The organism is Alysiella filiformis (assembly GCF_014054525.1).
Taxonomy (GTDB): Bacteria; Pseudomonadota; Gammaproteobacteria; order Burkholderiales; family Neisseriaceae; genus Simonsiella; species Simonsiella filiformis.
Map to the genome: position 1 here is coordinate 137,571 of NZ_CP059564.1, position 23,502 is coordinate 161,072.

The window sequence follows — 23,502 nt, forward strand, 5'->3', positions numbered from 1 at the left end:
TGAAAACCCTATCTGCGCTCTGGCACGGGCAAATTGCCAACTTTAATTGCCAAATCACGATGATTCAATTTATCCGCAATTTGACGCGCCGTGTCGCGGTCGGCATGGTTGCCAACGTCCAATAAAAATTTTTGCAATTCAATATCGTAGCGCAAAACAAATTCTTTCACGCCTGCTTGTCGCAAAGTTTCAGACAATTCATCTTGTTCACGCAAAAACTGTTGGCGCGACTTTTTCGCTTGGCGAATCACCACATGACGGCGCATTTTTGGGCTTAATGATTTCAGCCACGCTTGGCGATTTTGATTATCCGCAAACAAAACAACAATTTGAAACTTGGGTTTGCGCTGAATGTACATGTCGCCATAATTGGGGTCGTTTTCGCGCTCCAAACGCTCGGATAGGGCAACAATATTGTCTATCCCATTATTTTGTTTAAATTTTTTATTTTTGGCAAAACTGGGTTGCGTTGCCAACATCATCACGCCAAGCCATACAATCTTTTTGATGATTTTGGACATTTTCATCTGTTTACAAAATGATTTTGTGGTAACTTTCTCGTTCAATATCTTGCATTTGCACGGTAATTTGTGTGCCTGTGGGCGTGTATTCAGGCAGCTTGGCGGCAATGGTTTGGGCAAGATTTTGGCTTAATTCGGCTTTGATTTCTGCCTTGCGCCCCGCCATCAAATGCAAAGTCAAATGCACAAAACCGCTTGCTTTTGTGCCGCCCACGCGGTAATCGGCATGGGATTGGGCGCGGATTTTGATGTCTTGTGGGTCAAATTGTCCGCTCTGAACAAGGGTTTCGTGCAAGGCGTTGAGCGTTTCGTCAAGGGGCAAAGCGATGTTGTTGGCGTATTCTACAAGCAAATGAGGCATGTTTTTTTCTCTTTAAAATCAAGTTAAAATAACGCGAGTTCGGGATAAAGGTAATTGATAAATTTAAGTAACTTTGCTCCCTCTCCCTGTGGGAGAGGGCTAGGGTTGCTGCTCAACAATCCCTCTCTCCAACGCTTTCCCAAAGGGAGAGAGGGAACAGATTGCAGGCTGCCTGAAACATCATTTCACGTTCCATTCATAATTGAGCCAATCGCGGTTTTCATGTGCGCCCAAGCGTTGATAAAAGCGCAAACCGCCTTCATTCCACGGCGCAACCGTCCATTTGATTTGCGAACAGCCATGTTGTTGCGCGACTTCGTGCAAGGCGTACATCAATTTTTCGCCCACGCCTTGTCCACGATAAGTTTCTGATACATAAAGTTCTTTCATATAAATATTGGGGCGATTTTGCGCGGTGTAGGGCAAAAAATAATACACCAGCATACCAGCAATCGTGCCGTTGTCGTCTGCCACCAAGCTGTGAAAATCGGGCGGATTTTTGCGAAAACCGCTTTGCAACACGATTTCTGGCGTAATGGCAAAGCTGTCAATATAATGTTCAAAAATCGCCAATTCTTTCATCAATTCAAATAGTTGGGGAACGTCTTGTTCTGTTGCAAAGCGAATGTGCATTTTTGTGTTTCCTCAAAATGTGTTCAGGCTGCCTGAAAAATGGTTTTTCATTATAACGCATTCAAAACAAAGCGAATTAAACCATACGCCAACCACCACATCATCAGCGCAATCGCCATTTCCAAAATCTGCCAAGCGCGTGGTTTGGCGAAAATCGGTTTGAGCAAACGCGCCCCATACGCCAATCCAAAAAACCAAATAAATGAAATGCTTACCGCACCCAACAGAAAATACGGTTTTTCCTGCGCCGCCAAACTGCCCGACACGCTGCCAATCAACACCACCGTATCCAAATAAACATGCGGATTGAGCAAGGTAATGGCGAGCGTGGCAAGCGCGGTTTGTTTCAGGCTGCCTGAAACTTCTGCATTTTCAGATATTTGCAAAGCGTCATGTTGTTGCGCCAACGCGCTGCGACACGACCGAAAACCATACCACAACAAAAACATCGCCCCCAAAATCGCCAGCACAACCGAAGCCGTTTGGCTACGCGCAATCGCGCCACCCAACCCCAACACGCCCACGCTAATCAAAGCAAAATCGCAAAGAAAACAAATCATTGCTACCGCCAAAACGTGTTGTTTCAACAGTCCTTGTCGCAACACAAAAGCGTTTTGCGCCCCAATCGCCATAATCAATCCGCCAGAAATCATCGCGCCTTTTAAAATCATTTGCCACATCATTTTGTCTTTTTTCCGTTTGATTTAATCATTTTGTAATCATACTACAAAATGGGTTTAGGGCGACTCGGGTTTTTGAATCAAGATGATGAGTGGAAGAAAATGGCACAACTGAATCGTGTTGGCGGAAAAATGATGTTTATCGGTTGTGAAAGAACAAAATGATTTTCAAATGTAGGGTGGCGTACCACACACCCTTCCCCCAAATTTTCAAGGTTTTGGTGCGTAATATGCACCCTACATTTTTTCGCATAAAATACCAAATTCATGATATTTCAATGATTTGGTGCGTGGTATGCACCCTACAAAATCAACGCTCGCCCATCGGCACAAATGGCGTGTCATCGGGTCCTGTGTAATTCGCGCTGGGGCGAATGATTTTGCCGTCTGCGCGTTGTTCCAAAACGTGTGCGCTCCAACCTGTTGTGCGCGAAATCACAAACAATGGTGTAAACATCGCGGTTGGCACGCCCAATTTTTGATACGACACCGCGCTGAACCAATCCAAATTGGGGAACATTTTTTTCTCGTCCCACATCAGCGTTTCCAAGCGTTCGGCAATGTCAAACAAGCGCATATCGCCTGTTTCTTTGCTCAAATCGCGTGCCACTTCTTTAATCACCACATTGCGTGGGTCGGAAATGGTGTAAACGGGGTGTCCGAATCCGATGATGATTTCTTTACGCGCAATGCGTTCGCGAATGTCGGCTTCGGCTTCGTCTGCGCTGCGATAGCGTTTTTGAATGTCGTAAGCCACTTCGTTTGCACCACCGTGTTTGGGCCCTTTGAGTGCGCCAATCGCACCTGTGATGGCAGAGTAAATGTCTGAACCTGTGCCTGCAATCACGCGGCTGGTGAACGTGGAGGCGTTAAACTCATGTTCTGCATACAAAATCAGGCTAACGTGCATGGCTTTGATGTGGCTTGCGCTGGGGCGTTTGCCGTGCAACATGTGCAAGAAATGTCCGCCAATGCTGTCTTCTTCGCTTTCCACTTCAATGCGTTTGCCGTTGTGCGAATATTGATACCAATACAACAACATACTGCCCAAACAGGCAATCAATTTATCGGCAATATCACGTGCTTCGCTGGCGGGTTGGCTTTCGCGTTCGGGGTGCACACAGCCGAGCATGGACACGCCTGTACGCAACACGTCCATGGGGTGCGTGTGGGCAGGCAGGCTTTCCAATACCTGAATCACGCGAATGGGCAAACCGCGCAATGATTTCAATTTTTGCTTGTAAGCCGCCAATTCAAATTGATTGGGCAAATGTCCGTGAATGAGCAAATGGGCGACTTCTTCAAATTCGCAATGTTTTGCCAAATCCAAAATGTCGTAGCCGCGATAGCTCAAATCGTTGCCTGAGCGACCTACGGTGCAAAGCGCGGTGTTGCCCGCTGCCACGCCCGACAGGGCTACGGATTTTTTGGGTTTGAAAGCAGGGGTTTGGGTTTCGGTACTCATGGTTGTGTTCCTTTAAACAAAAGTGAAAAAGAAAGTGGAAAGATGAGTTTTTACTGCTTGGGGGAACATTTCAGGCTGCCTGAAAATTTAATCAGTGTTTTTTATTTAAGTGCATATTAGGAGCAGCTAAATATTTTTTTCCATGACAATGACTCGGAATATTAATATTGCTAGGTCTTTCTTCCGATGGAATATCCCCTCCTGTTATGACAAAATCACCATCATGAAAAACTTTATCTTTACTATTAAAAAATTGAATTGATTTTCCTTGATTAATTATTTTTGTTCCTTGTGGAAAAATAAGCAAAATATCAAAAATTTTGTCCCTATCAGAATAGTTTAATCCTACACAACCATTAACCATTTTTAACTGCCCACTTGTTCCCAGACTTAGCATCAATACGCCTTCTAGTAAAGGTGGATAAGTGGGCAATTCCATTTCTTTCTTAATATGATTAATGTTTGTATTAGATTTATTTTCTAATGTATTTGGTTGTGTACAGGCTGTAAATACAATTAGTAACAAATAAATCCAATTTTTCATAGTTATTTACCATAATATAGGGTTAAATCTAAATCATTGATACGAATAATAGGAGTATAAACTGCGTGTGAACAGTATCCGTTCTCATCAATTGGAACTCCGCCTTTATAGATACCGTAAGCATTACCATATGCAAACCATGGACCTCCACTGTCCCCAGCTGCACATTTTAAACCTGCTTGACCTGATTTTTCTTTAGGTTGAATAAGGACAAAGTTTTTACCACAAGCAATAAATGGCTGTCCTGCTTTACCACAACCAACTTCTTGCCCGTTGGCATTAAACGTTCTAGGAGCAAAATTTTTATCAACAACTTCCCCACAACTTTGTACACCAGTAGTTTGTCCATACATACATAAAAAACTACCTGTCGTTAAAAACCCTTTTTCATTAGTTGCGGAAACAGATTTCCAACCAACCAAATTACGTGGTTTATTACCACTATCAGGATAAAATGATGGACTAGCTTTCGTTGTTGTTACAGGTACATAAAAAGCCATATCACTTTTTTCACTTTCTTCCGACCGAACCAATTTCATTTGTACGATTGTCCCATCTCTATCTGTGTAAGTAAAAGTAGAATGTTTTGAACAATGCCCAGCTGTTACAATACCAATTTGCCCTGTGGTGCGGTCTTTTACGACAAATCCTGATGTACAAATTCCTAAATTTCCTTGTAAACTTGTACCCCCCTTGATAGATTGATTAGTAAAGTATGCTGGTACATTTTCAACTTTAACAGGCTCATTTAAAATTGTGGTTGCAATTTGATTTACTTTTTCTGCTGTTAAGCCAAATTTAGCATTGTCTTTTTCATTAATTTGAATAACGAATTTCTCATCTCGTACATCAAAATAAGTACCCACTAAATTACCAATTTGTTTATTCAATTTATCTAAATTTTTACCTAATTTTTCAACCTGCTTTTCACGTTTATCTTTTGCTTTTGCACGAAATTTCACTTTAGCTTCGGTAGGTTGTTCAATCATAGAAATGGCTTTATTGACATCAACTTCCGTAATGCCCCACTTTGCATAATGTTTCTGCATTTTTTGGTCAGCTTTTTGCTGTTTTTTCTCATCTTTGGCTTGTTGTTTAGCCGCCTTTTTTTCTTCTTTCGCAGCTTGTTTTTCGGCTTTACGTTCAGCTTTTTGTGCTTTACGAATTAGTTTGCGTTCTTGTGGCGTTTCATCACCAGTCAAAACAAAGTTCAAGCCAAAATTTGCGCCATTATCAAAATACACACCAGCCAAACGGTCTTGGTACGTTTTTTCTAATGCTTCAATTTCTTCTGTTGAACCGTGCATAATCAGTAAACGGCGCATGGCTTCAGTTTCATCTACACCATAAGCAGCCGCATAATGTTTGGCATCAATTGCCAATGCTTCAGCTTGGGTCATCGTTTCAGATTCTGTTTCATTTGCCAATGAAACAGGACTCACAAACAATGCTGAAATAATCGCAGCACAAGGAAACAATTTTTTAAATTTAAAATTTTCATCATAAATATCCTTAAAATGATAAGTGAATAAAAACAGCTTTCTTACTAACTGAAAAAAGTTTACAAAAAGCCAACAGCGCATTTTCAAAAAATGTCTGTTTTCCCTCTCCCTAGCCCCCTCCCAATGGGAGAGGGGATTTGGGGGCAATGAATTATTTGTTTTGGCTAAACAATTCGTCCAGCTTATTTTCAAAATCGTGGTAATTTAAAAATTCGTAGAGTTCCGCGCGGGTTTGCATGGTGTCCACCACATTGGCTTGCGTGCCATCGCGCATAATCGCTTGATACACACCCAAAGCCGCTTTGCTTGCCGCTCGGAACGAAGACAGGGGATACAGCACCAATTTCACGCCATTTTCAGCCAGCTCTGCTTGGGTGTAGAGCGGCGTTGCGCCAAATTCGGTGATGTTCGCCAAAACAGGCACTTGCACCGCTTTGGCAAATTGTTGATACATGGACAATTCGGTCATCGCTTCGGGGAAAATCATGTCCGCACCTGCTTCCACACAGGCTTGGGCGCGTTCAATCGCCGCATTCAAACCTTCCACCGCCAACGCATCGGTTCGCGCCATAATCACGAAATTGTCGTCCACACGCGCATCTACGGCAGCCTTAATGCGGTCTACCATTTCTGCTTGTGAAACAATGGCTTTGTTGGGACGATGACCACAGCGTTTTTGCGCCACTTGGTCTTCAATATGCACCGCCGCCACACCAGCGCGTTCAAAATTGCGAATGGTACGCGCAATATTGAATGCCCCACCCCAACCCACATCAATGTCCACCAAAAGTGGCGTGTCCACATTGTCGGTAATGCGTTTTGCGTCAATCAACACATCTTCCATCGTGGTGATGCCCAAATCGGGAATGCCGCACGAACAAGCCGCCACGCCGCCGCCCGACAAATAAATTGCTTTGAAACCGCTCGCGGTTGCCAAACGCGCAAAATACGCATTCACGCAGCCCACCACGGCTAATGGATTGGATTCTTGAACGGCTTGACGGAAACGCAAGCCAGCAGATTGATAAGCCATAGATTTTGCTCCTAAAAATGTTTTTCTTATGTTGCGTTTTGAATGTGTTGTTTCACCACATCGCCAACGTGTAGTGCAATGTAATTCAAAAAAACCGCTTTCGTAAAATTGTATTTCACAATAACAAATAAAATCTTAATAAATCTTTACAATAAACACATTCAGGCAGCCTGAAAATTGCGTTTTCGTCAATCAAACAACCATTTTCATTCACAAAATCAAATCAAAAATAACCATAAATTGCGTGTGGTTTTTTCTTAACAAAAACACACAATCGCGTGATTTTCACAAACTGAAACCTTTGCAAAACTGCGGTAACGTGGCGTTGCGCCGCCACACCCACGCTTTGCGCTGGCAAGCCCAACCATTTCAGGCAAAACCCAATTACACAAAAAAAGGGCAGATACCAATCTGCCCCCATATCACAATCAAGCTGCCTGAAAACCATTTTTTTATTTAAAAACAATCATCAGGCACACGCACCCAACCTTCCATAATCACACGCGCCGAACGGCTCATCACGGCTTTGGTTGCCGTCCATTCGCCATTGGGCTGTTGCGCCACAGCCGCGCCCACGCGCAAAGTGCCAGATGGGTGTCCAAAACGCACCGCCTCGCGCTCGCCACCGCCAGCCGCCAAATTGACCAAAGTATTCGGCACGGCTGCCGCAGTCGCAATCGCTACGGACGCGGTTCCCATCATCGCGTGGTGCAATTTGCCCATAGAGAATGCGCGTACCAGCAAATCAATTTCTTGTTTTTCCACCATTTTTCCGCTTGATGCGGTGTAGCTTTGCGCTGGCGCAACAAAGGCGACTTTGGGCGTGTGTTGGCGCGTTTGTGCCTCGTCCAGATTGGCAATCAAGCCCATTTTCAATGCGCCATACGCGCGGATTTTTTCAAAAAACGCCAATTTTTCAGGGTCGCCATTGATGTCGGCTTGCAATTCTGTGCCTGTGTAGCCGATGTCTGCCGCGTTCACAAACACGGTGGGAATGCCCGAATTGATGAGCGTGGCGGGGATTTGTCCGATGTCGGGAATGTCCAATAAATCAACAACATTGCCTGTGGGGAACATGGCACCTTCGCCATCGGCAGGGTCTAAAAATTCAATCACGACTTCGGCGGCTGGAAAAGTTACGCCGTCCAATTCAAAATCGCCTGTTTCCAACACTTCGCCATTTTGAATGGGAACGTGGGCGATGATGGTTTTGCCGATGTTTTTTTGCCAAATGCGGACGGTGCAAATGCCGTTTTCGGGGATTTTTTCTTTATCCACAATGCCTTGTGCAATGGCAAATGCGCCCACTGCTGCCGTCATGTTGCCGCAATTTCCGCTCCAATCCACAAAGGGTTTGTCAATGGCAACTTGCCCGAATAAATAGTCCACATCGTGTTCAGGCTGCGTGGATTTGCTTAAAATCAAGGCTTTGCTGGTGGACGAGCTGGCATTGCCCAAGCCGTCAATTTGTTGTTTGTAGGGGTCGGGGCTGCCCAGTACGCGCAAAAGCAATTTGTCGCGTGCTTCGCCTGCGTTTTGGGCGCGTTCGGGCAAATCGCTTAATTTGAAAATCACGCCTTTGGACGTGCCACCGCGAACGTAAACGGCTGGAATTTTGATTTGTGGCATGGTTCTTCTCTCCATTTTGTTGAACAAAAAGTGTTTTTCTGATTTACAATATTTAAATCATTCTAACGCAAATTTAACAGTAATTGAATACCTTTGCTGCCTTACCGTACGCAACCAAAATAAAATAGGGGGATAGTTGGGATTTGCGCTCTGTTGCCCACCGCTAGGTGTACTTTTTTAAAAAGTCAGTCGCCGAAGGCAAAAACTTTCATTTTGTTGTGTACAACAGGGCTGTCTGAACCAACACAAAGCCTGCAAACAGGCGTAAAATGGCTTTATTTGCAATGAAATGCCTTTTCAGGCAGCCTGAAATGCACTTTTTCCACCCATTTTTGGAGTAAAACCATGAAAATGTATTTGGCACTTATCGCCACCGCTTTCACGTTGAGCGCGTGTGGTGGCAATGAACCCGCTCAAACTCAACCTGCCGCTCAACCTGCGCCTGTTGCCGCCAGCCCTGTTGCTGCTGCATCTGAATCCAACGCGCCCTCTGCCACCAACGTGCCAAGCGAATGCCAAATCGTCATCAACAGCGATGATGCCATGAAGTTTGACACGCAAGAAATTGCCATCAAATCAAGCTGCGCCCAAGCCAGCATCACACTCAACCACACAGGCAAAACCCCCAAAGCCGCCATGGGACACAATGTGGTCATCGCTGCCGCCGCCGACAAAGCCGCCATTGTGGCAGACGGTGCAAGTGCCAAATTGGAAAACGATTACCTCAAACCCAACGACAACCGCGTGATTGCCGCCAGCAAAATGGTGGGCGGTGGCGAATCCAGCACCTTCACCTTCAAAACCGACAAATTGAAAAATGGCGATTTTGAATTTTTCTGCACCTTCCCTGGACACGTTGCCATGATGACGGGCAAAGTGAAAATCGTGGATTAAATTAACGCAAACTTGGGATAAGTTCCTTTTAATGTACCAGCAAACTCGCTCTCTCTCCCCGTGGGAGAGAGTTGGAGAGAGGGTTGGTTGGACGAAAAACCCTCTCCCTACCCCTCTCCCACAGGAGAGGGAAGTGGGTTACTGAAATTTATCAATCACTTCTATCCCTAACGTGCGTTGGATTAAGTTGCTTTCAGGCTGCCTGAAAATGCGTTTTGGTAACGTTTCAGGCAGCCTGAAACCCAATTTCACACAAATCACACAATATCGCTTGCCCCGTGTGATGTTGTTGAATAAAATCACGCGCTTTAAAATTGGTACGCTGCCTGAACGCCATTAAACAGACACAAAGATTTTCAAATAAATCAATGAGAAACTGTCCAAAGCAATCAAAACAGCCCTGTTTTTATTTCATTGGAGTATGCCCATGAGCGACAACAAGCAACCTTATCTACAAATCAAAGGATTAGCCAAAAAATACGGCGACAATCTGGCGGTCAAACCGCTTGATTTGGACATTCATCAACACGAAATCTTTGCACTGCTGGGCAGTTCAGGCAGTGGCAAATCCACGCTGCTGCGTATGCTCGCGGGCATGGAAAAACCCACCGAAGGACAAATTTTGCTGGACGGTCAAGACATTACCCACCTCGCCCCCTACGACCGCCCCATCAACATGATGTTCCAAAGCTACGCGCTCTTTCCCCACATGACGGTGGAAGAAAACATCGCCTTTGGCTTGAAACAAGACAAATTGCCCAAAGACGAAATCGCCAGTCGCGTAGAAGAAATGTTGCGCCTCGTGCAAATGCCCCAATACGCCAAACGCAAACCGCACCAACTGTCGGGCGGACAACAACAACGCGTGGCATTGGCACGCAGCTTGGCAAAACGCCCCAAATTGTTGCTTTTAGATGAACCACTTGGCGCATTGGACAAAAAATTGCGCCAACAAACCCAATTTGAATTGGTCAATACTTTGGAAAAAGTGGGCGTAACCTGCATCATGGTAACGCACGACCAAGAAGAAGCCATGACCATGGCAAGCCGCGTGGCGATTATGTCGCATGGCGAATTGCAACAAGTTGGCACACCTGCTGATGTGTACGACTATCCCGAAAGCAAATTTGTGGCAGAATTCATTGGCGAAACCAATATTTTTGAAGGCAAACTCGTTCACAAAGACGATGCCCACGCGCTGATTGATTGCCCCGAATTGCCCAGCAAAGTGTACACCGACCAAAAATTTACCGCAGAAGACGGTCAAACCATTTGGATTTCAATCCGCCCCGAAGACATTGATTTGCACAAAGAAAAACCCGCCCACCGCGACACCCACAACTGGGCAAAAGGCAAAGTGAAAGAAATCGCCTATTTGGGCAGCTTTGCGATTTACCATGTGGAAATGGAAAACGGACGCATCATCAAAAGCCAAGTGCCTGCCCCCTATTGGTATGTACGCAACATTGAACCGCCAACTTGGGGCGATGAAGTGTATTTGGATTGGCCCGAAAACCAACCCACACCTTTAACACGATAAGAAAGGCTGCCTGAAATGTCTCAACCTACTACCCGCAAAACATGGGGCGGCAAGTTGGTCATCGGCATACCGTATGTTTGGTTGCTGTTGCTGTTTCTTGTGCCGTTTTTCATTGTTTTTAAAATCAGTTTTGCCGAACAGGAATTGTCCATTCCCCCGTTTACGCCTTTGTTGCAAGAAGACGGCAGCCTGCACATTGTGTGGCAAAACTACAAAGATATTTTTGCCGATTTGGGTTCATCGCTGGCAGCCTTAATCAACCCCTTTGACGATGGCAAACAGGGCGACAACATTTATTTGCTGACCTATTGGCTGTCCATCAAAACGGCTTTGACCACCACTTTGATTTGTTTGTTGATAGGCTATCCGATGGCGTATGCCATTTCGCGCGCCCACCCGTCTATTCGCAACGGTTTGCTGCTGACGATTATGTTGCCATTTTGGACATCGTTTTTGCTGCGCGTGTATGCGTGGATGGGCTTGCTGGGACAAAACGGCATCATCAACAATTACTTAATCAAATGGGGCATCATTTCCGAACCCTTAAATTTGTTTTACAACACCTTTTCGCTGAATTTGGTGATGGTGTATGCCTATTTGCCGTTTATGATTTTGCCGCTTTATACCCAGTTGGTGAAATTGGACAGCAGACTGCTTGAAGCCGCCGCCGATTTGGGCGCACACCCCATTAAAGCGTTTTTCACGATTACCCTGCCTTTGTCCAAATCGGGGATTATTGCAGGCAGCATGTTGGTGTTCATTCCTGCCGTGGGCGAATATGTGATTCCCGAGCTGGTGGGCGGGCCCGACAATCTGATGATAGGCAAAACCCTGTGGATGACTTTCTTTGACGCAAACAACTGGCCATTGGCTTCGGCGGTGGCGGTCATCATGGTGTTGTTGCTGGTTGTGCCTATGGCATTGTTCCAGCGTTTTGAAGAACGCCAAATGGAAGAAGGGAAGCATTAAATGAATCAAGCAAAAATGTCGTGGTTTTTGAAAATCATGCTCTTTTTGGGATTGGCTTTTTTATATATCCCATTGATTATTTTGGTTATTTATTCATTCAACGATTCCAAACTGGTTACGGTGTGGGGCGGTTTTTCAACCCGTTGGTATGGCGAACTTATCCAAAATGACGATATTTTGGGTGCGATGTGGTTGTCGTTGAAAATTGCGGCTGCCTCATCGTTGGCGGCGGTGATTTTGGGTACGATGGCGGGCTATGCTTTGGCGCGGATTAAGCGTTTTCGTGGCAAAACCTTGTTTGCGGGCATGGTGTCTGCGCCGATGGTCATGCCTGATGTGATTACGGGTTTGTCGATGTTGCTGCTGATTATTCAGGTGCAAACTTTGTTGCAAAGCCTGTTTGGTGGCAGCGTGGAATTTGACCGTGGTTTTTTCACGATTTTCTTGGGACACACCACGCTGTGTATGGCATACATTACGGTGGTGATTCGCGCGCGCCTGATGGAGCTTGACCAATCGCTTGAAGAAGCCGCCATGGATTTGGGGGCGCGTCCGATGAAAATCTTTTTTGTGATTACGCTGCCTTTGATTGCGCCTGCGATTGCATCTGGCTTTTTGCTGGGGGTTACGCTGTCGTTGGACGATTTGGTGATTGCCTCATTTTTGGCAGGCCCAGGCGAAGTTACCCTGCCCCAACTGATTTTCGGTAAAGTGCGGCGCGGTCTTGACCCACAAATGAATGTGCTGGCAACCATCATGATTGCGGTGGTGGGCACTTTGGTCATCAGCATCAATTATTTGATGTTGCGCCAAGCCACCAAGCGCGAACGTGAAATGCAAGCCGCTTATAAAGCAGGGTAAACGAAAAAGGCTGAAACCTTTGCAAAACCTACTTTTAAACTGACGTAGGGGCGGATTTCATATCCGCCCTTTTTTCAATTTCTTGATAAGAATGAAAATTTCTGCGAACCTAAACGGGGCAGATATGAAATCTGCCCCTACAAACCGAGTTTTGCAAAGGTTTCAGGCTGCCTGAAAATTTTTCAGGCAGCTTTTTTTGATTGAAATGGCTTAACCGATGTAGGGGCGGATTTCATATCCGCCCTTTTCCACAATCATGATACGAAAACGGGGCGGATATGAAATCCGCCCCTACGAACCGCGTTGTGTCCCAATTTCAGGCAGCCTGAAAATCAACGTTTCTCTTTTTTCTGGCAATCGGTGCAAATGCCATACATGTACAAAGCATGGTCCACAATGCGGTAGCCGTTTTCGCTGGCGATTTTTTCTTGTAGGCGTTCAATTTCTTCGTTGTGAAATTCGGCAACATCGCCACATTTCATGCACACGATGTGGTCGTGGTGTCCGCCTTGATTGAGTTCGTACACGGCTTTGCCGCTTTCAAAATGGTGGCGCAACAAAATGCCTGCTTGTTCAAATTGGGTCAAAACGCGATAAATGGTTGCCACGCCAATTTCAATGCCTTCGTCCAGCAAAATGCGGTAAACATCTTCTGCGCTCAAATGTTCTTCGCTGTGGGTTTCAAACAAATCCAAAATTTTCAGACGAGGTCCTGTTACTTTTAAGCCATTGTCTTTTAATTGGGTAATGTTGTTCATCTTGTTTTTCCTTTTTACAAAAATGATTTTTCAGGCAGCCTGAAAAAAATCAAAAAAATCAAATTACCGCTATAATACGCATTTTTTGGTGCCTTGCACACGGCTAAATGATAAAACTTTTCAATGCCACATCGCAAAAATCGCAAGGCAAACCCTCAACAAGAAAGGCAAAAAACGTGAAAAAAGTCTTGATTGCCGCCACAATGTTGGCAAGTTTAACGGCTTGTACGCCCAAATTGGTTGAAAAATTACCGTATTACAAATTGCCTGTGATTCAAGGTGTGCCACTTGAACCCAAATCGGTGTTGGCAATTCAGGCTGGCATGACGCGCGAACAGGTTCAACTTTACATTGGTGCGCCTTTGTTGCGTCCGTCTTTCCGCGATACGCAGTGGGACTACAATTATGAGGTTTTGCGCGGCGGTAAAGTGAAAGAAAGTCGCAATTTAACCGTTTATTTTCAAGGCAATGTGGTTTCGCGTGTAGAAGGCTCGGCTTTGGATTATGCGCGTGAGCAAATCGCCCAACAAAATCAACCCCAACAAGAGAAAAAATCATGGTTCAAATTCAACAAGTAAAAATCGCCATTGCTGGCGTAAACGGTCGCATGGGCAAAGTTTTGGTACAAGCGGTGGACGCGAACCCCAACGCGGTGCTGGTGGGCGCGTTGGAACACGCTGGCTCGGAAAGTTTGGGCTTGGACGCGGGCTATGCGGTGGGCATCAAAACGGGCGTGAACATCACGGCGGATTTTCAGGCTGCCTTAAACCATGCCGATGTGGTCATTGATTTTACCCGTGCCGAAGCGTCTTTGCCTTTGATTGAATTTTGTGAGCAAAATCAAATCAAAATGGTCATCGGCACCACAGGCTATGATGATGCGGGCAAAGCGAAAATTCAGGCAGCCGCGCAAAAACGCGCCATTGTGTTTGCCGCCAATTACAGCGTGGGCGTGAATTTGACTTTCCACATTTTGGACACGGTGGCGCGTGTGCTGAACGAAGGCTACGACATTGAAATCATTGAAGCCCACCACCGACACAAAGTGGACGCGCCAAGCGGCACGGCTTTGCGCATGGGCGAAGTGATTGCCAACGCTTTGGGACGCGATTTGAAAGAATGCGCGGTGTACGGTCGCGAAGGACACACAGGCGCGCGCGACAGCCAAACCATTGGTTTTGCAACGGTTCGCGCAGGCGATGTGGTGGGCGACCACACGGCATTGTTTGCCACCGATGGCGAGCGCGTGGAAATCACCCACAAAGCCAGCAGCCGCATGACCTTTGCCGCAGGTGCAGTTCGTGCGGCGGTGTGGTTGGCAAATCACGACACGGGTTTGTTTGATATGCAAGATGTGTTGGGTTTGAAAAACTGATTTTCAGGCAGCCTGAAAACGAAAAACCATGCGTGGGGGCAGATTGCGTATCCCCCCTTCAAATCAAATTGAGACAAAACCATGTTGAATTTAAACAATCAAAACATTCTTTTTATTCAAGGATTAACAGGCAAACTGGAAACCCTGTATCTGCCCGCAATCGGTGCAGAACGCGGTGTGGCGGTCATACATCACCCCAATCCCACACAAGGCGGCACATTCACCAACAAAGTGATACAAACTGCCGCCAAATGCTTGACGCAAATGGGTTTTCATTGCTATTTGCCCAATTCACGCGGCACAGGCAACAGCGAAGGCAGCTACGACCACGGCAAAGGCGAAACCGATGATTTCGTTGCCCTGATTGACCACGCGCGCGCCCAACACCCTCATGCCAGTAAATTGGCGATTGTCGGTTTTTCGTTTGGCGGCTACGTTTCCACTTTTGCCGCACAGCAGCGTGAGCCTGATTTGTTGCTGCTCATTGGCGCGGCGGTGGGGCATTACACCAAACAGGCAGCCGCACCACACGTTCCCAACATCAACAAAACCTTGGTCATTCACGGTGCCGATGATGAAGTGGTGGAACTCGCCAAACCACTCCAATGGTGTGCCGAACAGAATTTGCCGATTGTGGTGCTGCCTGAAAGTTCGCATTTTTTTCACGGCAAACTGATTGTGTTGCGCGATACGATTAATCGTTTTGTTGCACCCATGCTTTGATTTTCAGGCTGCCTGAAATGTGGGTTGATGTCCATTTCAGGCAGCCCAATCTTTACAAAAATCATGTTATTGTATAACATTCACATTTTGATTTTTGCAAACATTTCAGGAGATTTCATCATGAAAAAAATCGCATTGGCAGCCATGATTTGCGCCATCAGTTTGTCTGCACACGCACACCGCGTTTGGGTGTCTGCCGACCACACGCACGGTGGCGAAATTTTGAAAGCCGAATTGGGCTACGGCGAATTTCCCGAGTTTGAAGAAATCGCCAAAGAACGCTTAAACATCTTCAAACCCATGACGCTGATTACCGACAAAGGCAAAGAAGAATTGGTGCAAAAAGGCAAATACAACTACCAATACCAAAGCAAAAAACCCGTACAAGACGGCAGCTATTTGGTGGTTGGCGAATACCAACCCACCTTTTGGAGCAAAAACGCCGCAGGCTGGAAACGCACCAATATGACCGAAATGACCGATGCCACCTATTGCGAACAAACCCGCATGTATGGCAAACACATTGCCAATGTGGGACACGAAAGTGCCAGCAAAGACATCATCAGCAAACCATTGGGTCATTTGCTGGAAATTGTGCCGTTGGACAATCCTGCCAATGTGCACGTTGGCGACAAATTCAAAGTGAAAGTGCTGTACAAAGGCGAACCCTTGCCCAATGTAACGCTGACCGCCACCTTTGACGGCTTTGACACCAGCGACCGCAGCAAATCACACAAAGTGGAAGCCCAAGCCTTTTCCGATGTAACCAACGACCAAGGCGAAGTGAACATCATTCCATTGCGTCAAGGTTTCTGGAAAGCCAATGTGGAATACAAAACCGACTTTGCCGACCAAAAAGTTTGCCAAAAAGAAGCCACTTACAGCACCCTTACTTTCCAAATTGGACACGCACATCATTAAAATGTGGTTTTTTTGATAAAAACCGCTTTTCAGGCTGCCTGAAAGGCGGTTTTGTTGTTTTTTTACATTTTGCAACATATCTTTGTGTAAGTATTCAACCTATAATGCGTGGCACACGGTAGCCATGCTGCCTGTATCGCCTCAACAAGGGCAACACCCACCAACAAAAATACCAATCCAATTAAGGACACAAAACCATGAAAAAAAATCACAAAAACGCAACACAAACAGCCGCTTCCGTATTGATGGGCACATTGGCAATCGGTCATGTTCAAGCAGACTTGATTGATACAATTAAAAACAAAGATGCCGCAAGCGTGGTTGCAGAAAAAGCACAATTAAACACACAAATTGCCAACAATAAAACCGATGCCAAAGCAGGCAACCAAGCCAGCGCAATGGCTATTGACTCTTATGTAGTCGGATACAAACGTGTCTTGACCGCACAAGGTTTGAGCCCACGCGATATTCAAACTTTTCAAAATATTGCCGATGGTTTCAAAATCATTGGGCAAAGCAATAGCGATAAAATTGCGGATATTGAAGCGGTTTTGGCAGAAACCATTATTGAAAACAAAACCAACCAGTTTAATCTGAATGAGGTTGATAGAAAAGCCTCTCAGGCTTTAACTGACGCACAAGCTGCCGATAACAAAGCCAGAGCAGCACAAACTGCCGCACAAGCTGCCGATAACAAAGCCACCGCTGCTCAAACTGCCGCACAAGCTGCCGATAACAAAGCCACCGCAGCACAAACTGCCGCGCAAGCTGCCGATAACAAAGCCACCGCTGCTCAAACTGCCGCACAAGCTGCTGACACCAAAGCAACCGCAGCGCAAACTGCCGCACAAGCTGCCGACACCAAAGCCACCGCTGCTCAAACTGCCGCACAAGCTGCCGATACCAAAGCAACAGCCGCTCAAACTGCCGCACAAGCTGCCGATGACAAAGCCACCGCTGCTCAAACCACCGCGCAAGCTGCCGACACCAAAGCCACTGACGCTCAAACCACCGCCAATACCGCCCTGTCCAATACCCAAATTTTGGAAAACACCAAAGCCGACAAAACCGCATTGGCAAGCATCAGCAATACCGCCAACACCGCCTTGTCCAACACCCAAGTTTTGGAAAACACCAAAGCCGATAAAGCCGATTTGGATACCTTGGGCAACCGCGTTACCACAGTAGAAAACACCGTGGTGCAACACGGCACCGACATCGCCAATTTAAACACCCAAGTGGCAAGACAAAACAATCAACTTACCCAAATCAACCAACGCATTGACGATTTGGAAGACAAAACCGAAAAAGGTTTAGCCGCGCAAGCAGCCTTAACGGGCTTGTTCCAACCATACAGCATTGGTAAATTCAACGTTTCCGCAGCCGTGGGTGGCTACAAATCCAAAGTTGCCATTGCCGTGGGCGGTGGCTACCGTTTTGATGAAAAAACCGCCATCAAAGCAGGCATTGCCACCAGCCCACGCAGTGGCGGCGCAGCTTACAATGTGGGTGTGAACTACGAATGGTAAGTTATTGATTATCAATAATTTGAATTGATTTATTTCAGGCAGCCCGAAATCATTTCAGGCTGCCTGAAAATCATTATCATTGCCAAAAAACTTGCCACAAAAGCCCAAATCATTTACCATATTTAACCTTTATGATATTCATTGTTTTAATTAAAAACCCTCCATTCATGATTGTTTGATAAAGGAATTGAATATGTCTCATCATCACGACACCACCGATGTGCCCACCGAAAACACCTTTGCACTTTATTTAAAAACCAACAGCCGTGCCACCCACGATAGCGTGGACAACTTGGTGATGTCGGTGCAACCCTTTGCCAATAATAATAATTATATCAAGTTCTTACAATTACAATCGGTGTTCCACAAAATCGTGGACGACATTTACAAAGACCCCAAATTAAATCAACAAATCCCCAATTTGGCAGAATTGGCGCGTTACGAAACCGTGTTGCAAGATTTGCAAGATTTGGGCGCACAAGCCAAAACGTGGCAAACCGCATTGCCCAAACCCACAGGCGCAGAAGCCTTGGGCTGGCTGTATTGTGCCGAAGGCTCCAATTTGGGCGCAGCATTTTTGTACAAAGACGCACAAAATCACCTGAATATGAGTGCCGAACACGGCGCACGCCATCTCGCGCCACACGCCGATGGGCGCGGTAAACATTGGCGCGAATTTGTGGCGCATTTGAACAATTTGAACGTTTCCGAAGAAGACAAGGAAGATGCCTTAAAAGGTGCTTTGAATGCGTTTGCGTTTTATAAAGTGCTGTTGCGCGAAATTTTTGAAGTGCCACAGGCAGCCTAATCCCATTTCAGGCTGCCTGAAATGTTGGTTTAAAACGAAACCGTTGAGCATTCATTGATTTGGCTTACTTTTTTAAAAAGTAAGTCGCCGAAGGCAAAAGCCATTTTTTGCAGGACAATAAAAGGCAGCCTGAAAGCCAATCACTTGAAAAACATTGACAATTCAGCCCCATTTTTATATCATAAATTTTTTTTATGGAGATTGAAATGAGCATTCCCACCAGCAAAATCAACATTGGTTTGAGCGATGAACAACGCCAAGCCATTGCACACGGTTTGTCCAAAGTGTTGGCAGACACCTACACTTTGTATTTGAAAACCCACAACTACCACTGGAACGTAAAAGGCAGAATGTTCCGCACTTTGCATTTGATGTTTGAAGAGCAATACAATGAATTGGCTTTGGCGGTGGATTTAATCGCCGAACGCATTCGCGCTTTGGACTATCTTGCCCCTGGTTCATACAGCGAATTTTCGGCTTTGGCAACCGTGAAAGAAGGCTCTGGCGACACCGATGCCACCCAAATGATTCGTCAGTTGGTGGAAGACCAAGAAACCGTAGCCCGCACTTGCCGCGAATTGTTCCCGATTGTGGACGAAGCCAACGACCAACCCACCGCCGATTTGCTGACCATTCGTTTGCAAACACATGAAAAAACCGCGTGGATGTTGCGTTCTTTGTTGGAAGAATAATCTGCCGCATATCATGAAAAAAGCACTTTGTTTTCAACAAGGTGCTTTTTCTTTTGAAAATTAAGATGATGAACACGGTTTCTTCATCACGCGGCATACAGCACAAACAAGGCTGGGCGTTTTTTTAAATTGGGTAAGCTGTCCATTTTGCGCCATTGGGCGATGGTTTGGCTGATGATTTCTTGCGTGGGCAGGGTCAAATCGCACGCCACACACAGGCGCGTTTCAGGCTGCAACACCGCCAAGGCTTCTGCCAACAGCGCGTCATTGCGATAGGGGGTTTCTATGAACAGTTGTGTTTCGTTGGCTTGACGCGAACGGCTTTCCAAGGCTTTCAGGCTGCCTGAACGCCCATCTTTGTCGGCAGGAATGTAGCCTTTGAAAGCGAAACTTTGTCCATTCGCCCCCGATGCCATCAACGCCAACACAATGCTGGACGCACCCACAAGCGGCTTGACGGCAAAACCTTCACGATGTGCCGCCGCCACCAAATCGGCACCTGGGTCGGCAATGGCGGGGCAGCCTGCTTCGCTCAATAAACCGATGTCGCGCCCTTCCCGCAAGGGTTGCAACAGGGCGGCAACTTGGTTGGGCGGTGTGTGTTCATTGAGCGTTTGCAAATTCAAATCACGGATTGGGGTGCTGACCGCAAAATGTTTCAAATGGGCGCGCGCGGTTTTTTCGGCTTCCACCACAAAATCGGTGATGTGGGCGATTTGCGCCTGTTCGTGTGGCAACAGGCAGGGCGAGTCGGGCGCACCCAAGGGGGTGGGAATCAAATACAAACTGGGCATGGTTTTTCTTTCCTTTGTCCCCTGCTTGATGGGGAAAGATATTGGTTAATTCATTTAAAAACAACACGATTTCGGGATAAAAGTGATTGATAAATTTAAGTAAATTCCCCCTCTCCCAATGGGAGAGGGCTGGGGAGAGGGAGTACTACTCAACAAACCCTCTCTCCAACGCTTTCCCACAGGAAGAGAGGGCTGATTTGCTGGCACATTGACAGTGACTTGTCTCATTTTGTATTTGATTGACCATCAATAAGGGCAAAGCTGCCTGAAAAGGCGTTTTCACACACCATAAACCGTTTCCACCGTTTCGCCGTTGTCAAACACCAGCGTTTTTTCGGGAAAACGCAATGCCGCCAAACGGTGTTCGGATTGGCTGGGCGCAATGGCTTTTTTGCGGTCGCGCCAACGTGCGCCCACCGAAAAATCGCAACAAAACACATTGCCACGCGCCCCATGCCAATGATGTGATGGCACGGTAAACACATTTTCACGGTGTTTGGGTGGCGGACGCTGTGGCTGCCATTGTCGCCAATAATGCCCAATAATCACGGGAATGGGGTCGTGGTAATCGTCCCACCACGAATGGCGAATGGAAAATCGCCACCGCCCACTCCCAAAAAACGGTACGGCAGACACCATTTCCACACCACAGGTTAAGGCGCGAATGGGATTGGCTTGGCTTTTGTACACATCGTGTTGCGCGGTGTGGGGCAACATGGTGGGCGTGATATTGGGGTTTTCCAAATCATGCGCGTGCAGGCGTTGTTCTTCCAAATAATCATCAAACCACGGTGCGTGTTTCACGCAACAATGGTATTGCTCTTCCCATTCTTGAATCAGGGCGAGCAAATCTTCGTGATTGCGTTGCGCCAACTGTTCAATGGCTTTGGGCAACCACGCGGCGTGTACAATCCGCAAATCGGCACGTTGCAACACCAATGGTTGTTGTTTTAAAAATTGGATAATGGTTTTTTTTTGGTTTTCAGGCAGCCTGTTCCATGGGGCGTAGTTTTCTGCATCGCGTTCGGCGCGGCTGTTGAAAAACCAGCCTGAACCGTCTTTGGGTTCATTGCTTAAAAGATTGATTTCGTGGTTGCCCAACACCATGAATGCGTAGCCCAATTTTTGCGCGTGCATGAACCAGTTTAACACGGCAGGGGCATCGGGTCCTCGGTCAATCAAATCGCCTACCAAGATGATTTTTCTGCCTTGTGGGTGTTTGCCTTCTGGCGAATAGCCCAAATAATGCAACAGATTTTGCAGGGCTTCATATTGTCCGTGTATGTCGCCAATGATGTCCAGTTTGCCACTGGGGAGCGTTTGAATTAGGGGCATGATGATTGGGGTAAAAATGGAAGTCGCACCATTATAACAAAAGGCTGTCTGAAAAAGTTTTTCAGGCAGCCTTTTGCCACATTACTTCACGGTGCAAGCCGCGATTTGTGGGCTGGCATAAACCTCCACATTGGGGTTGCTTAAACGCAATAATTGGCGGATTTGTTCTGCGCTGCGCTGTTGGGCGTGTTGCAAAATGCCGTTTTGACAGGCTTGTTGCACGATTTGCTGTTTGGCTTGCGCTTGCACGGTTTGCAGCACCGACCAATCCGCCCGATACACATTAAACAAACCTGTTTTCAAATCAAACACTTCAATGTCTTCCAAATCTGCCGACAAAATGGCAACAGGTGGCAAATTCACCAGTACTTTGTCGGGCAAAATGTGTATGTCTTTTGCCGACAATTTGTCCAAATCCAAGCCTGCCTGAACGCGCCCTTTTGCCACAAACAGCCCTTTTTGGCTGTCTTGCCACAATGCGAACCAGTTGCCTTGTTTTTCGGTTTTGATGATGCTTTGCAGATGAAACGCCACGCTGTGCAGTTGATTCAATTCGCGAATTTGCGACAAAATGGTTTCTTGCTGCGAAATGGTGTGGCTGGGCGATGGGTTTTCAGGCTGCCTGAAATGCTGCTGTCCCAACCAAAATGCAACCGCACCCAAAACCAACAGTGAAATGATGTTTTTCATTGCCTTGTCCTGAAAAAAGCGCGAATTTTAAACAAATCAGGTGGATAGAGACGTTTTTGTTTGTAAAAAAGCGCAAAAAATGGCAGCCTGAGACCTTTGCAAAATTCTGTTTGTAGGGGCGGATTTCATATCTGGAAACCTTTGCAAAACTCGGTTTGTAGGGGCAGATTTCATATCTGCCCCGTTTAGGTTCGCAGAAATTTTCATTCTTATCAATAAATTGAAAAAAGGGCGGATATGAAATCCGCCCCTACGTCAGTTTAAAAGTAGGTTTTGCAAAGGTTTCATCTGTTCTGTTTTTTTATCAAAAACGTGAACTCGGAATCAGTAACTGTCAATTTGCCAACAAACCCGCCCTCTCTCCCTGAGGGAAAGCGTTGGAGAGAGGGTTTGTTGAGCAGCATACCCTCTCCCCAGCCCTCTCCCATAGGGAGAGGGAGCAAAGTTATTGGTACATTGACAGTGACTGATTCCGAGTTCACATTAAGCATGCAACACAGGCTGCGACCATGCCGTGAGTTTGCGCGTCAAAAATCGCAACAGCACGCCATAAGCTGGCACAAACAACACCGTACAAATCACCAGTTTAAACAAATAATCCACAAAAGCAATGTGTTGCCAATTTGCCGCCATAAATTCATCGCTGCTGCCGTGAAAGGCAATCGCGAAAAACAGCAAAGTATCCAAAGCATTGCCCACAAATGTGGACGCGGTGGGCGCAATCCACCATGTTTTCAAGCTACGCAATTTGTTGAACACAACAATGTCCATCAATTGCCCAAAAGCATAGGCGGCAAAACTCGCCAGCGCAATGCGAAACACAAACAGATTAAACGCCAACAAAGCCCCCCACCCCGACCAATGTCCTTGCACAAACAGCACCGACAGCGCGTAAGACAACAACAATGCAGGCAACATCACAAAGAAAATAATCCGCCGTGCCAATTGTTTGCCAAAAATGCGTACCGTCAAATCGGTTGCCAAAAAAATAAAGGGAAACGACAATGCCCCCCAAGTGGAATGCACTTCAAAGCCATTGGGCAGCGTGATGGTAAAGGGAAATTGCACCAGATAATTGCTCACGGCAATCACGGCAATGTGAAACAAAATCAGCCAAAACAGGGCGTGTTTTTGCTGTTGAAAAGTGAATGTGTACATCAAAATTCCTAGTTTTGTTATCGCGGGAGGGTTACGAACCGCGTGGTTGAAGAAAAGATTTCAGGCTGCCTGAACACATCGGGCAGC

General features: G+C 46.4%; 28 protein-coding genes and 1 riboswitch. Of the genes, 14 read left to right on the forward strand and 14 right to left on the reverse strand.

What is annotated here, in order from left to right; translation table 11 throughout:
- Window positions 1-8: 8 nt before the first annotated feature.
- From H3L97_RS00795 to prpB, 8 genes are all read right to left on the reverse strand, one after another.
- Complete coding sequence (locus tag H3L97_RS00795) at window positions 9-521, reverse strand: hypothetical protein (protein ID WP_143269100.1); 513 nt, start codon at window positions 519-521, stop codon at window positions 9-11.
- Window positions 522-531: 10 nt separating this feature from the next.
- Entirely contained in the window at window positions 532-882 is a 351-nt protein-coding gene (locus H3L97_RS00800; RefSeq protein ID WP_034291960.1) for a 5-carboxymethyl-2-hydroxymuconate Delta-isomerase, read from the reverse strand.
- A gap of 180 nt (window positions 883-1,062) precedes the next feature.
- Window positions 1,063-1,515 carry a GNAT family N-acetyltransferase gene (locus H3L97_RS00805; RefSeq protein WP_097113704.1) on the reverse strand — a complete coding sequence of 151 codons (453 nt, stop codon included), beginning with the start codon at window positions 1,513-1,515 and terminating at the stop codon, window positions 1,063-1,065.
- Between the two features lie 50 nt (window positions 1,516-1,565).
- The gene (locus H3L97_RS00810; protein ID WP_224446332.1) at window positions 1,566-2,198 is read right to left on the reverse strand and encodes a LysE/ArgO family amino acid transporter; all 633 of its coding nucleotides are present in this window, start codon (window positions 2,196-2,198) and stop codon (window positions 1,566-1,568) included.
- A 307-nt stretch (window positions 2,199-2,505) separates the two neighbouring features.
- Complete coding sequence (gene prpC / locus H3L97_RS00815) at window positions 2,506-3,660, reverse strand: bifunctional 2-methylcitrate synthase/citrate synthase (RefSeq protein WP_097113706.1); 1,155 nt, start codon at window positions 3,658-3,660, stop codon at window positions 2,506-2,508.
- A gap of 91 nt (window positions 3,661-3,751) precedes the next feature.
- A complete protein-coding gene (locus H3L97_RS00820; protein WP_097113707.1) occupies window positions 3,752-4,204 on the reverse strand; it encodes a hypothetical protein in 453 nt (150 codons plus the stop codon).
- Between the two features lie 2 nt (window positions 4,205-4,206).
- Entirely contained in the window at window positions 4,207-5,853 is a 1,647-nt protein-coding gene (locus tag H3L97_RS00825; protein WP_143269101.1) for a S1 family peptidase, read from the reverse strand.
- 4 nt (window positions 5,854-5,857) lie between these two features.
- The gene (gene prpB, locus H3L97_RS00830; RefSeq protein WP_097113709.1) at window positions 5,858-6,739 is read right to left on the reverse strand and encodes a methylisocitrate lyase; all 882 of its coding nucleotides are present in this window, start codon (window positions 6,737-6,739) and stop codon (window positions 5,858-5,860) included.
- Window positions 6,740-6,983: 244 nt separating this feature from the next.
- Between prpB and H3L97_RS00835 the strand changes: the two genes are divergently transcribed.
- Window positions 6,984-7,199: a hypothetical protein gene (locus H3L97_RS00835; RefSeq protein WP_143269102.1), complete on the forward strand. Its 216-nt coding sequence runs from the start codon at window positions 6,984-6,986 to the stop codon at window positions 7,197-7,199.
- Here the strand turns inward: H3L97_RS00835 and prpF are convergent.
- Entirely contained in the window at window positions 7,196-8,368 is a 1,173-nt protein-coding gene (gene prpF, locus H3L97_RS00840; protein ID WP_097113711.1) for a 2-methylaconitate cis-trans isomerase PrpF, read from the reverse strand. The two genes, H3L97_RS00835 and prpF, sit on opposite strands and share 4 nt — an antisense overlap.
- Window positions 8,369-8,713: 345 nt before the next feature.
- On the opposite strand from prpF, the gene azu reads away from it, so the two are divergent.
- The 5 genes from azu to H3L97_RS00860 all read left to right on the forward strand — a co-directional run bounded on the left by azu (window position 8,714) and on the right by H3L97_RS00860 (window position 12,632).
- Entirely contained in the window at window positions 8,714-9,262 is a 549-nt protein-coding gene (gene azu / locus H3L97_RS00845) for an azurin (protein ID WP_097113712.1), read from the forward strand.
- Window positions 9,263-9,470: 208 nt separating this feature from the next.
- Window positions 9,471-9,602, forward strand: a complete 132-nt coding sequence (locus H3L97_RS11980) for a hypothetical protein (RefSeq protein WP_257010979.1) — start codon at window positions 9,471-9,473, stop codon at window positions 9,600-9,602.
- An 87-nt stretch (window positions 9,603-9,689) separates the two neighbouring features.
- Window positions 9,690-10,802 (forward strand): ABC transporter ATP-binding protein, encoded by a 1,113-nt coding sequence (locus H3L97_RS00850; RefSeq protein WP_097113713.1) that lies wholly within the window; start codon window positions 9,690-9,692, stop codon window positions 10,800-10,802.
- Window positions 10,803-10,817: 15 nt separating this feature from the next.
- Window positions 10,818-11,771: an ABC transporter permease subunit gene (locus H3L97_RS00855; protein ID WP_097113714.1), complete on the forward strand. Its 954-nt coding sequence runs from the start codon at window positions 10,818-10,820 to the stop codon at window positions 11,769-11,771.
- On the forward strand, window positions 11,772-12,632 hold the full coding sequence (locus H3L97_RS00860) for an ABC transporter permease subunit (RefSeq protein WP_097113715.1): 861 nt from the start codon (window positions 11,772-11,774) through the stop codon (window positions 12,630-12,632).
- 332 nt (window positions 12,633-12,964) lie between these two features.
- Here H3L97_RS00860 and fur read toward each other — a convergent pair whose 3' ends face one another.
- Entirely contained in the window at window positions 12,965-13,390 is a 426-nt protein-coding gene (gene fur, locus H3L97_RS00865) for a ferric iron uptake transcriptional regulator (RefSeq protein ID WP_097113716.1), read from the reverse strand.
- Window positions 13,391-13,497: 107 nt separating this feature from the next.
- Between fur and H3L97_RS00870 the strand changes: the two genes are divergently transcribed.
- From H3L97_RS00870 to H3L97_RS00900, 7 genes are all read left to right on the forward strand, one after another.
- Window positions 13,498-13,968 (forward strand): outer membrane protein assembly factor BamE, encoded by a 471-nt coding sequence (locus tag H3L97_RS00870; RefSeq protein WP_306454127.1) that lies wholly within the window; start codon window positions 13,498-13,500, stop codon window positions 13,966-13,968.
- Window positions 13,956-14,765, forward strand: a complete 810-nt coding sequence (dapB, locus tag H3L97_RS00875; RefSeq protein WP_097113821.1) for a 4-hydroxy-tetrahydrodipicolinate reductase — start codon at window positions 13,956-13,958, stop codon at window positions 14,763-14,765. The genes H3L97_RS00870 and dapB overlap by 13 nt, the downstream gene beginning before the upstream one ends.
- An 81-nt stretch (window positions 14,766-14,846) precedes the next feature.
- Entirely contained in the window at window positions 14,847-15,488 is a 642-nt protein-coding gene (locus tag H3L97_RS00880) for an alpha/beta hydrolase (protein ID WP_097113717.1), read from the forward strand.
- A gap of 120 nt (window positions 15,489-15,608) precedes the next feature.
- Window positions 15,609-16,409 (forward strand): DUF4198 domain-containing protein, encoded by an 801-nt coding sequence (locus H3L97_RS00885; protein WP_097113822.1) that lies wholly within the window; start codon window positions 15,609-15,611, stop codon window positions 16,407-16,409.
- A 197-nt stretch (window positions 16,410-16,606) separates the two neighbouring features.
- Complete coding sequence (locus tag H3L97_RS00890) at window positions 16,607-17,938, forward strand: YadA C-terminal domain-containing protein (protein WP_182073081.1); 1,332 nt, start codon at window positions 16,607-16,609, stop codon at window positions 17,936-17,938.
- 193 nt (window positions 17,939-18,131) lie between these two features.
- Window positions 18,132-18,746 (forward strand): biliverdin-producing heme oxygenase, encoded by a 615-nt coding sequence (locus H3L97_RS00895; protein ID WP_179655779.1) that lies wholly within the window; start codon window positions 18,132-18,134, stop codon window positions 18,744-18,746.
- 206 nt (window positions 18,747-18,952) lie between these two features.
- Entirely contained in the window at window positions 18,953-19,438 is a 486-nt protein-coding gene (locus tag H3L97_RS00900) for a Dps family protein (protein WP_179655780.1), read from the forward strand.
- Between the two features lie 86 nt (window positions 19,439-19,524).
- Here H3L97_RS00900 and H3L97_RS00905 read toward each other — a convergent pair whose 3' ends face one another.
- The 3 genes from H3L97_RS00905 to H3L97_RS00915 all read right to left on the reverse strand — a co-directional run bounded on the left by H3L97_RS00905 (window position 19,525) and on the right by H3L97_RS00915 (window position 22,257).
- Entirely contained in the window at window positions 19,525-20,232 is a 708-nt protein-coding gene (locus H3L97_RS00905; protein WP_097113719.1) for an SAM-dependent methyltransferase, read from the reverse strand.
- Window positions 20,233-20,511: 279 nt separating this feature from the next.
- Window positions 20,512-21,567, reverse strand: coding sequence for a metallophosphoesterase (locus H3L97_RS00910; RefSeq protein ID WP_097113720.1), 1,056 nt, complete (start codon window positions 21,565-21,567; stop codon window positions 20,512-20,514).
- A gap of 81 nt (window positions 21,568-21,648) precedes the next feature.
- Window positions 21,649-22,257 carry a DUF4230 domain-containing protein gene (locus H3L97_RS00915; protein WP_097113721.1) on the reverse strand — a complete coding sequence of 203 codons (609 nt, stop codon included), beginning with the start codon at window positions 22,255-22,257 and terminating at the stop codon, window positions 21,649-21,651.
- 106 nt (window positions 22,258-22,363) lie between these two features.
- Here H3L97_RS00915 and H3L97_RS12155 point away from each other — a divergent pair, with 106 nt between their 5' ends.
- A complete protein-coding gene (locus H3L97_RS12155; protein WP_371271234.1) occupies window positions 22,364-22,498 on the forward strand; it encodes a pentapeptide repeat-containing protein in 135 nt (44 codons plus the stop codon).
- A gap of 242 nt (window positions 22,499-22,740) precedes the next feature.
- Here H3L97_RS12155 and H3L97_RS00920 read toward each other — a convergent pair whose 3' ends face one another.
- Window positions 22,741-23,415, reverse strand: a complete 675-nt coding sequence (locus H3L97_RS00920; protein ID WP_097113723.1) for a 7-cyano-7-deazaguanine/7-aminomethyl-7-deazaguanine transporter — start codon at window positions 23,413-23,415, stop codon at window positions 22,741-22,743.
- Between the two features lie 2 nt (window positions 23,416-23,417).
- Window positions 23,418-23,463, reverse strand: a riboswitch (PreQ1 riboswitch).
- Window positions 23,464-23,502 lie beyond the last annotated feature (39 nt).

Bases quoted from the DNA above. Each gene is read 5' to 3' on its own strand.
- H3L97_RS11980 (WP_257010979.1), top strand. From the start codon at position 9,471: ATGCGTTTTGGTAACGTTTCAGGCAGCCTGAAACCCAATTTCACACAA.
- prpF (WP_097113711.1), bottom strand. From the start codon at position 8,368: ATGCCACAAATCAAAATTCCAGCCGTTTACGTTCGCGGTGGCACGTCC.
- H3L97_RS00820 (WP_097113707.1), bottom strand. From the start codon at position 4,204: ATGAAAAATTGGATTTATTTGTTACTAATTGTATTTACAGCCTGTACA.
- H3L97_RS00890 (WP_182073081.1), top strand. From the start codon at position 16,607: ATGAAAAAAAATCACAAAAACGCAACACAAACAGCCGCTTCCGTATTG.
- H3L97_RS00850 (WP_097113713.1), top strand. From the start codon at position 9,690: ATGAGCGACAACAAGCAACCTTATCTACAAATCAAAGGATTAGCCAAA.
- prpB (WP_097113709.1), bottom strand. From the start codon at position 6,739: ATGGCTTATCAATCTGCTGGCTTGCGTTTCCGTCAAGCCGTTCAAGAA.
- fur (WP_097113716.1), bottom strand. From the start codon at position 13,390: ATGAACAACATTACCCAATTAAAAGACAATGGCTTAAAAGTAACAGGA.
- H3L97_RS00910 (WP_097113720.1), bottom strand. From the start codon at position 21,567: ATGCCCCTAATTCAAACGCTCCCCAGTGGCAAACTGGACATCATTGGC.
- H3L97_RS00895 (WP_179655779.1), top strand. From the start codon at position 18,132: ATGTCTCATCATCACGACACCACCGATGTGCCCACCGAAAACACCTTT.
- H3L97_RS00805 (WP_097113704.1), bottom strand. From the start codon at position 1,515: ATGCACATTCGCTTTGCAACAGAACAAGACGTTCCCCAACTATTTGAA.
- H3L97_RS00855 (WP_097113714.1), top strand. From the start codon at position 10,818: ATGTCTCAACCTACTACCCGCAAAACATGGGGCGGCAAGTTGGTCATC.
- H3L97_RS00905 (WP_097113719.1), bottom strand. From the start codon at position 20,232: ATGCCCAGTTTGTATTTGATTCCCACCCCCTTGGGTGCGCCCGACTCG.
- H3L97_RS00900 (WP_179655780.1), top strand. From the start codon at position 18,953: ATGAGCATTCCCACCAGCAAAATCAACATTGGTTTGAGCGATGAACAA.
- H3L97_RS00860 (WP_097113715.1), top strand. From the start codon at position 11,772: ATGAATCAAGCAAAAATGTCGTGGTTTTTGAAAATCATGCTCTTTTTG.
- H3L97_RS00915 (WP_097113721.1), bottom strand. From the start codon at position 22,257: ATGAAAAACATCATTTCACTGTTGGTTTTGGGTGCGGTTGCATTTTGG.
- H3L97_RS00810 (WP_224446332.1), bottom strand. From the start codon at position 2,198: ATGATGTGGCAAATGATTTTAAAAGGCGCGATGATTTCTGGCGGATTG.
- H3L97_RS00870 (WP_306454127.1), top strand. From the start codon at position 13,498: ATGATAAAACTTTTCAATGCCACATCGCAAAAATCGCAAGGCAAACCC.
- H3L97_RS00800 (WP_034291960.1), bottom strand. From the start codon at position 882: ATGCCTCATTTGCTTGTAGAATACGCCAACAACATCGCTTTGCCCCTT.
- azu (WP_097113712.1), top strand. From the start codon at position 8,714: ATGAAAATGTATTTGGCACTTATCGCCACCGCTTTCACGTTGAGCGCG.
- H3L97_RS00885 (WP_097113822.1), top strand. From the start codon at position 15,609: ATGAAAAAAATCGCATTGGCAGCCATGATTTGCGCCATCAGTTTGTCT.
- H3L97_RS00920 (WP_097113723.1), bottom strand. From the start codon at position 23,415: ATGTACACATTCACTTTTCAACAGCAAAAACACGCCCTGTTTTGGCTG.
- H3L97_RS00795 (WP_143269100.1), bottom strand. From the start codon at position 521: ATGTCCAAAATCATCAAAAAGATTGTATGGCTTGGCGTGATGATGTTG.
- H3L97_RS00880 (WP_097113717.1), top strand. From the start codon at position 14,847: ATGTTGAATTTAAACAATCAAAACATTCTTTTTATTCAAGGATTAACA.
- prpC (WP_097113706.1), bottom strand. From the start codon at position 3,660: ATGAGTACCGAAACCCAAACCCCTGCTTTCAAACCCAAAAAATCCGTA.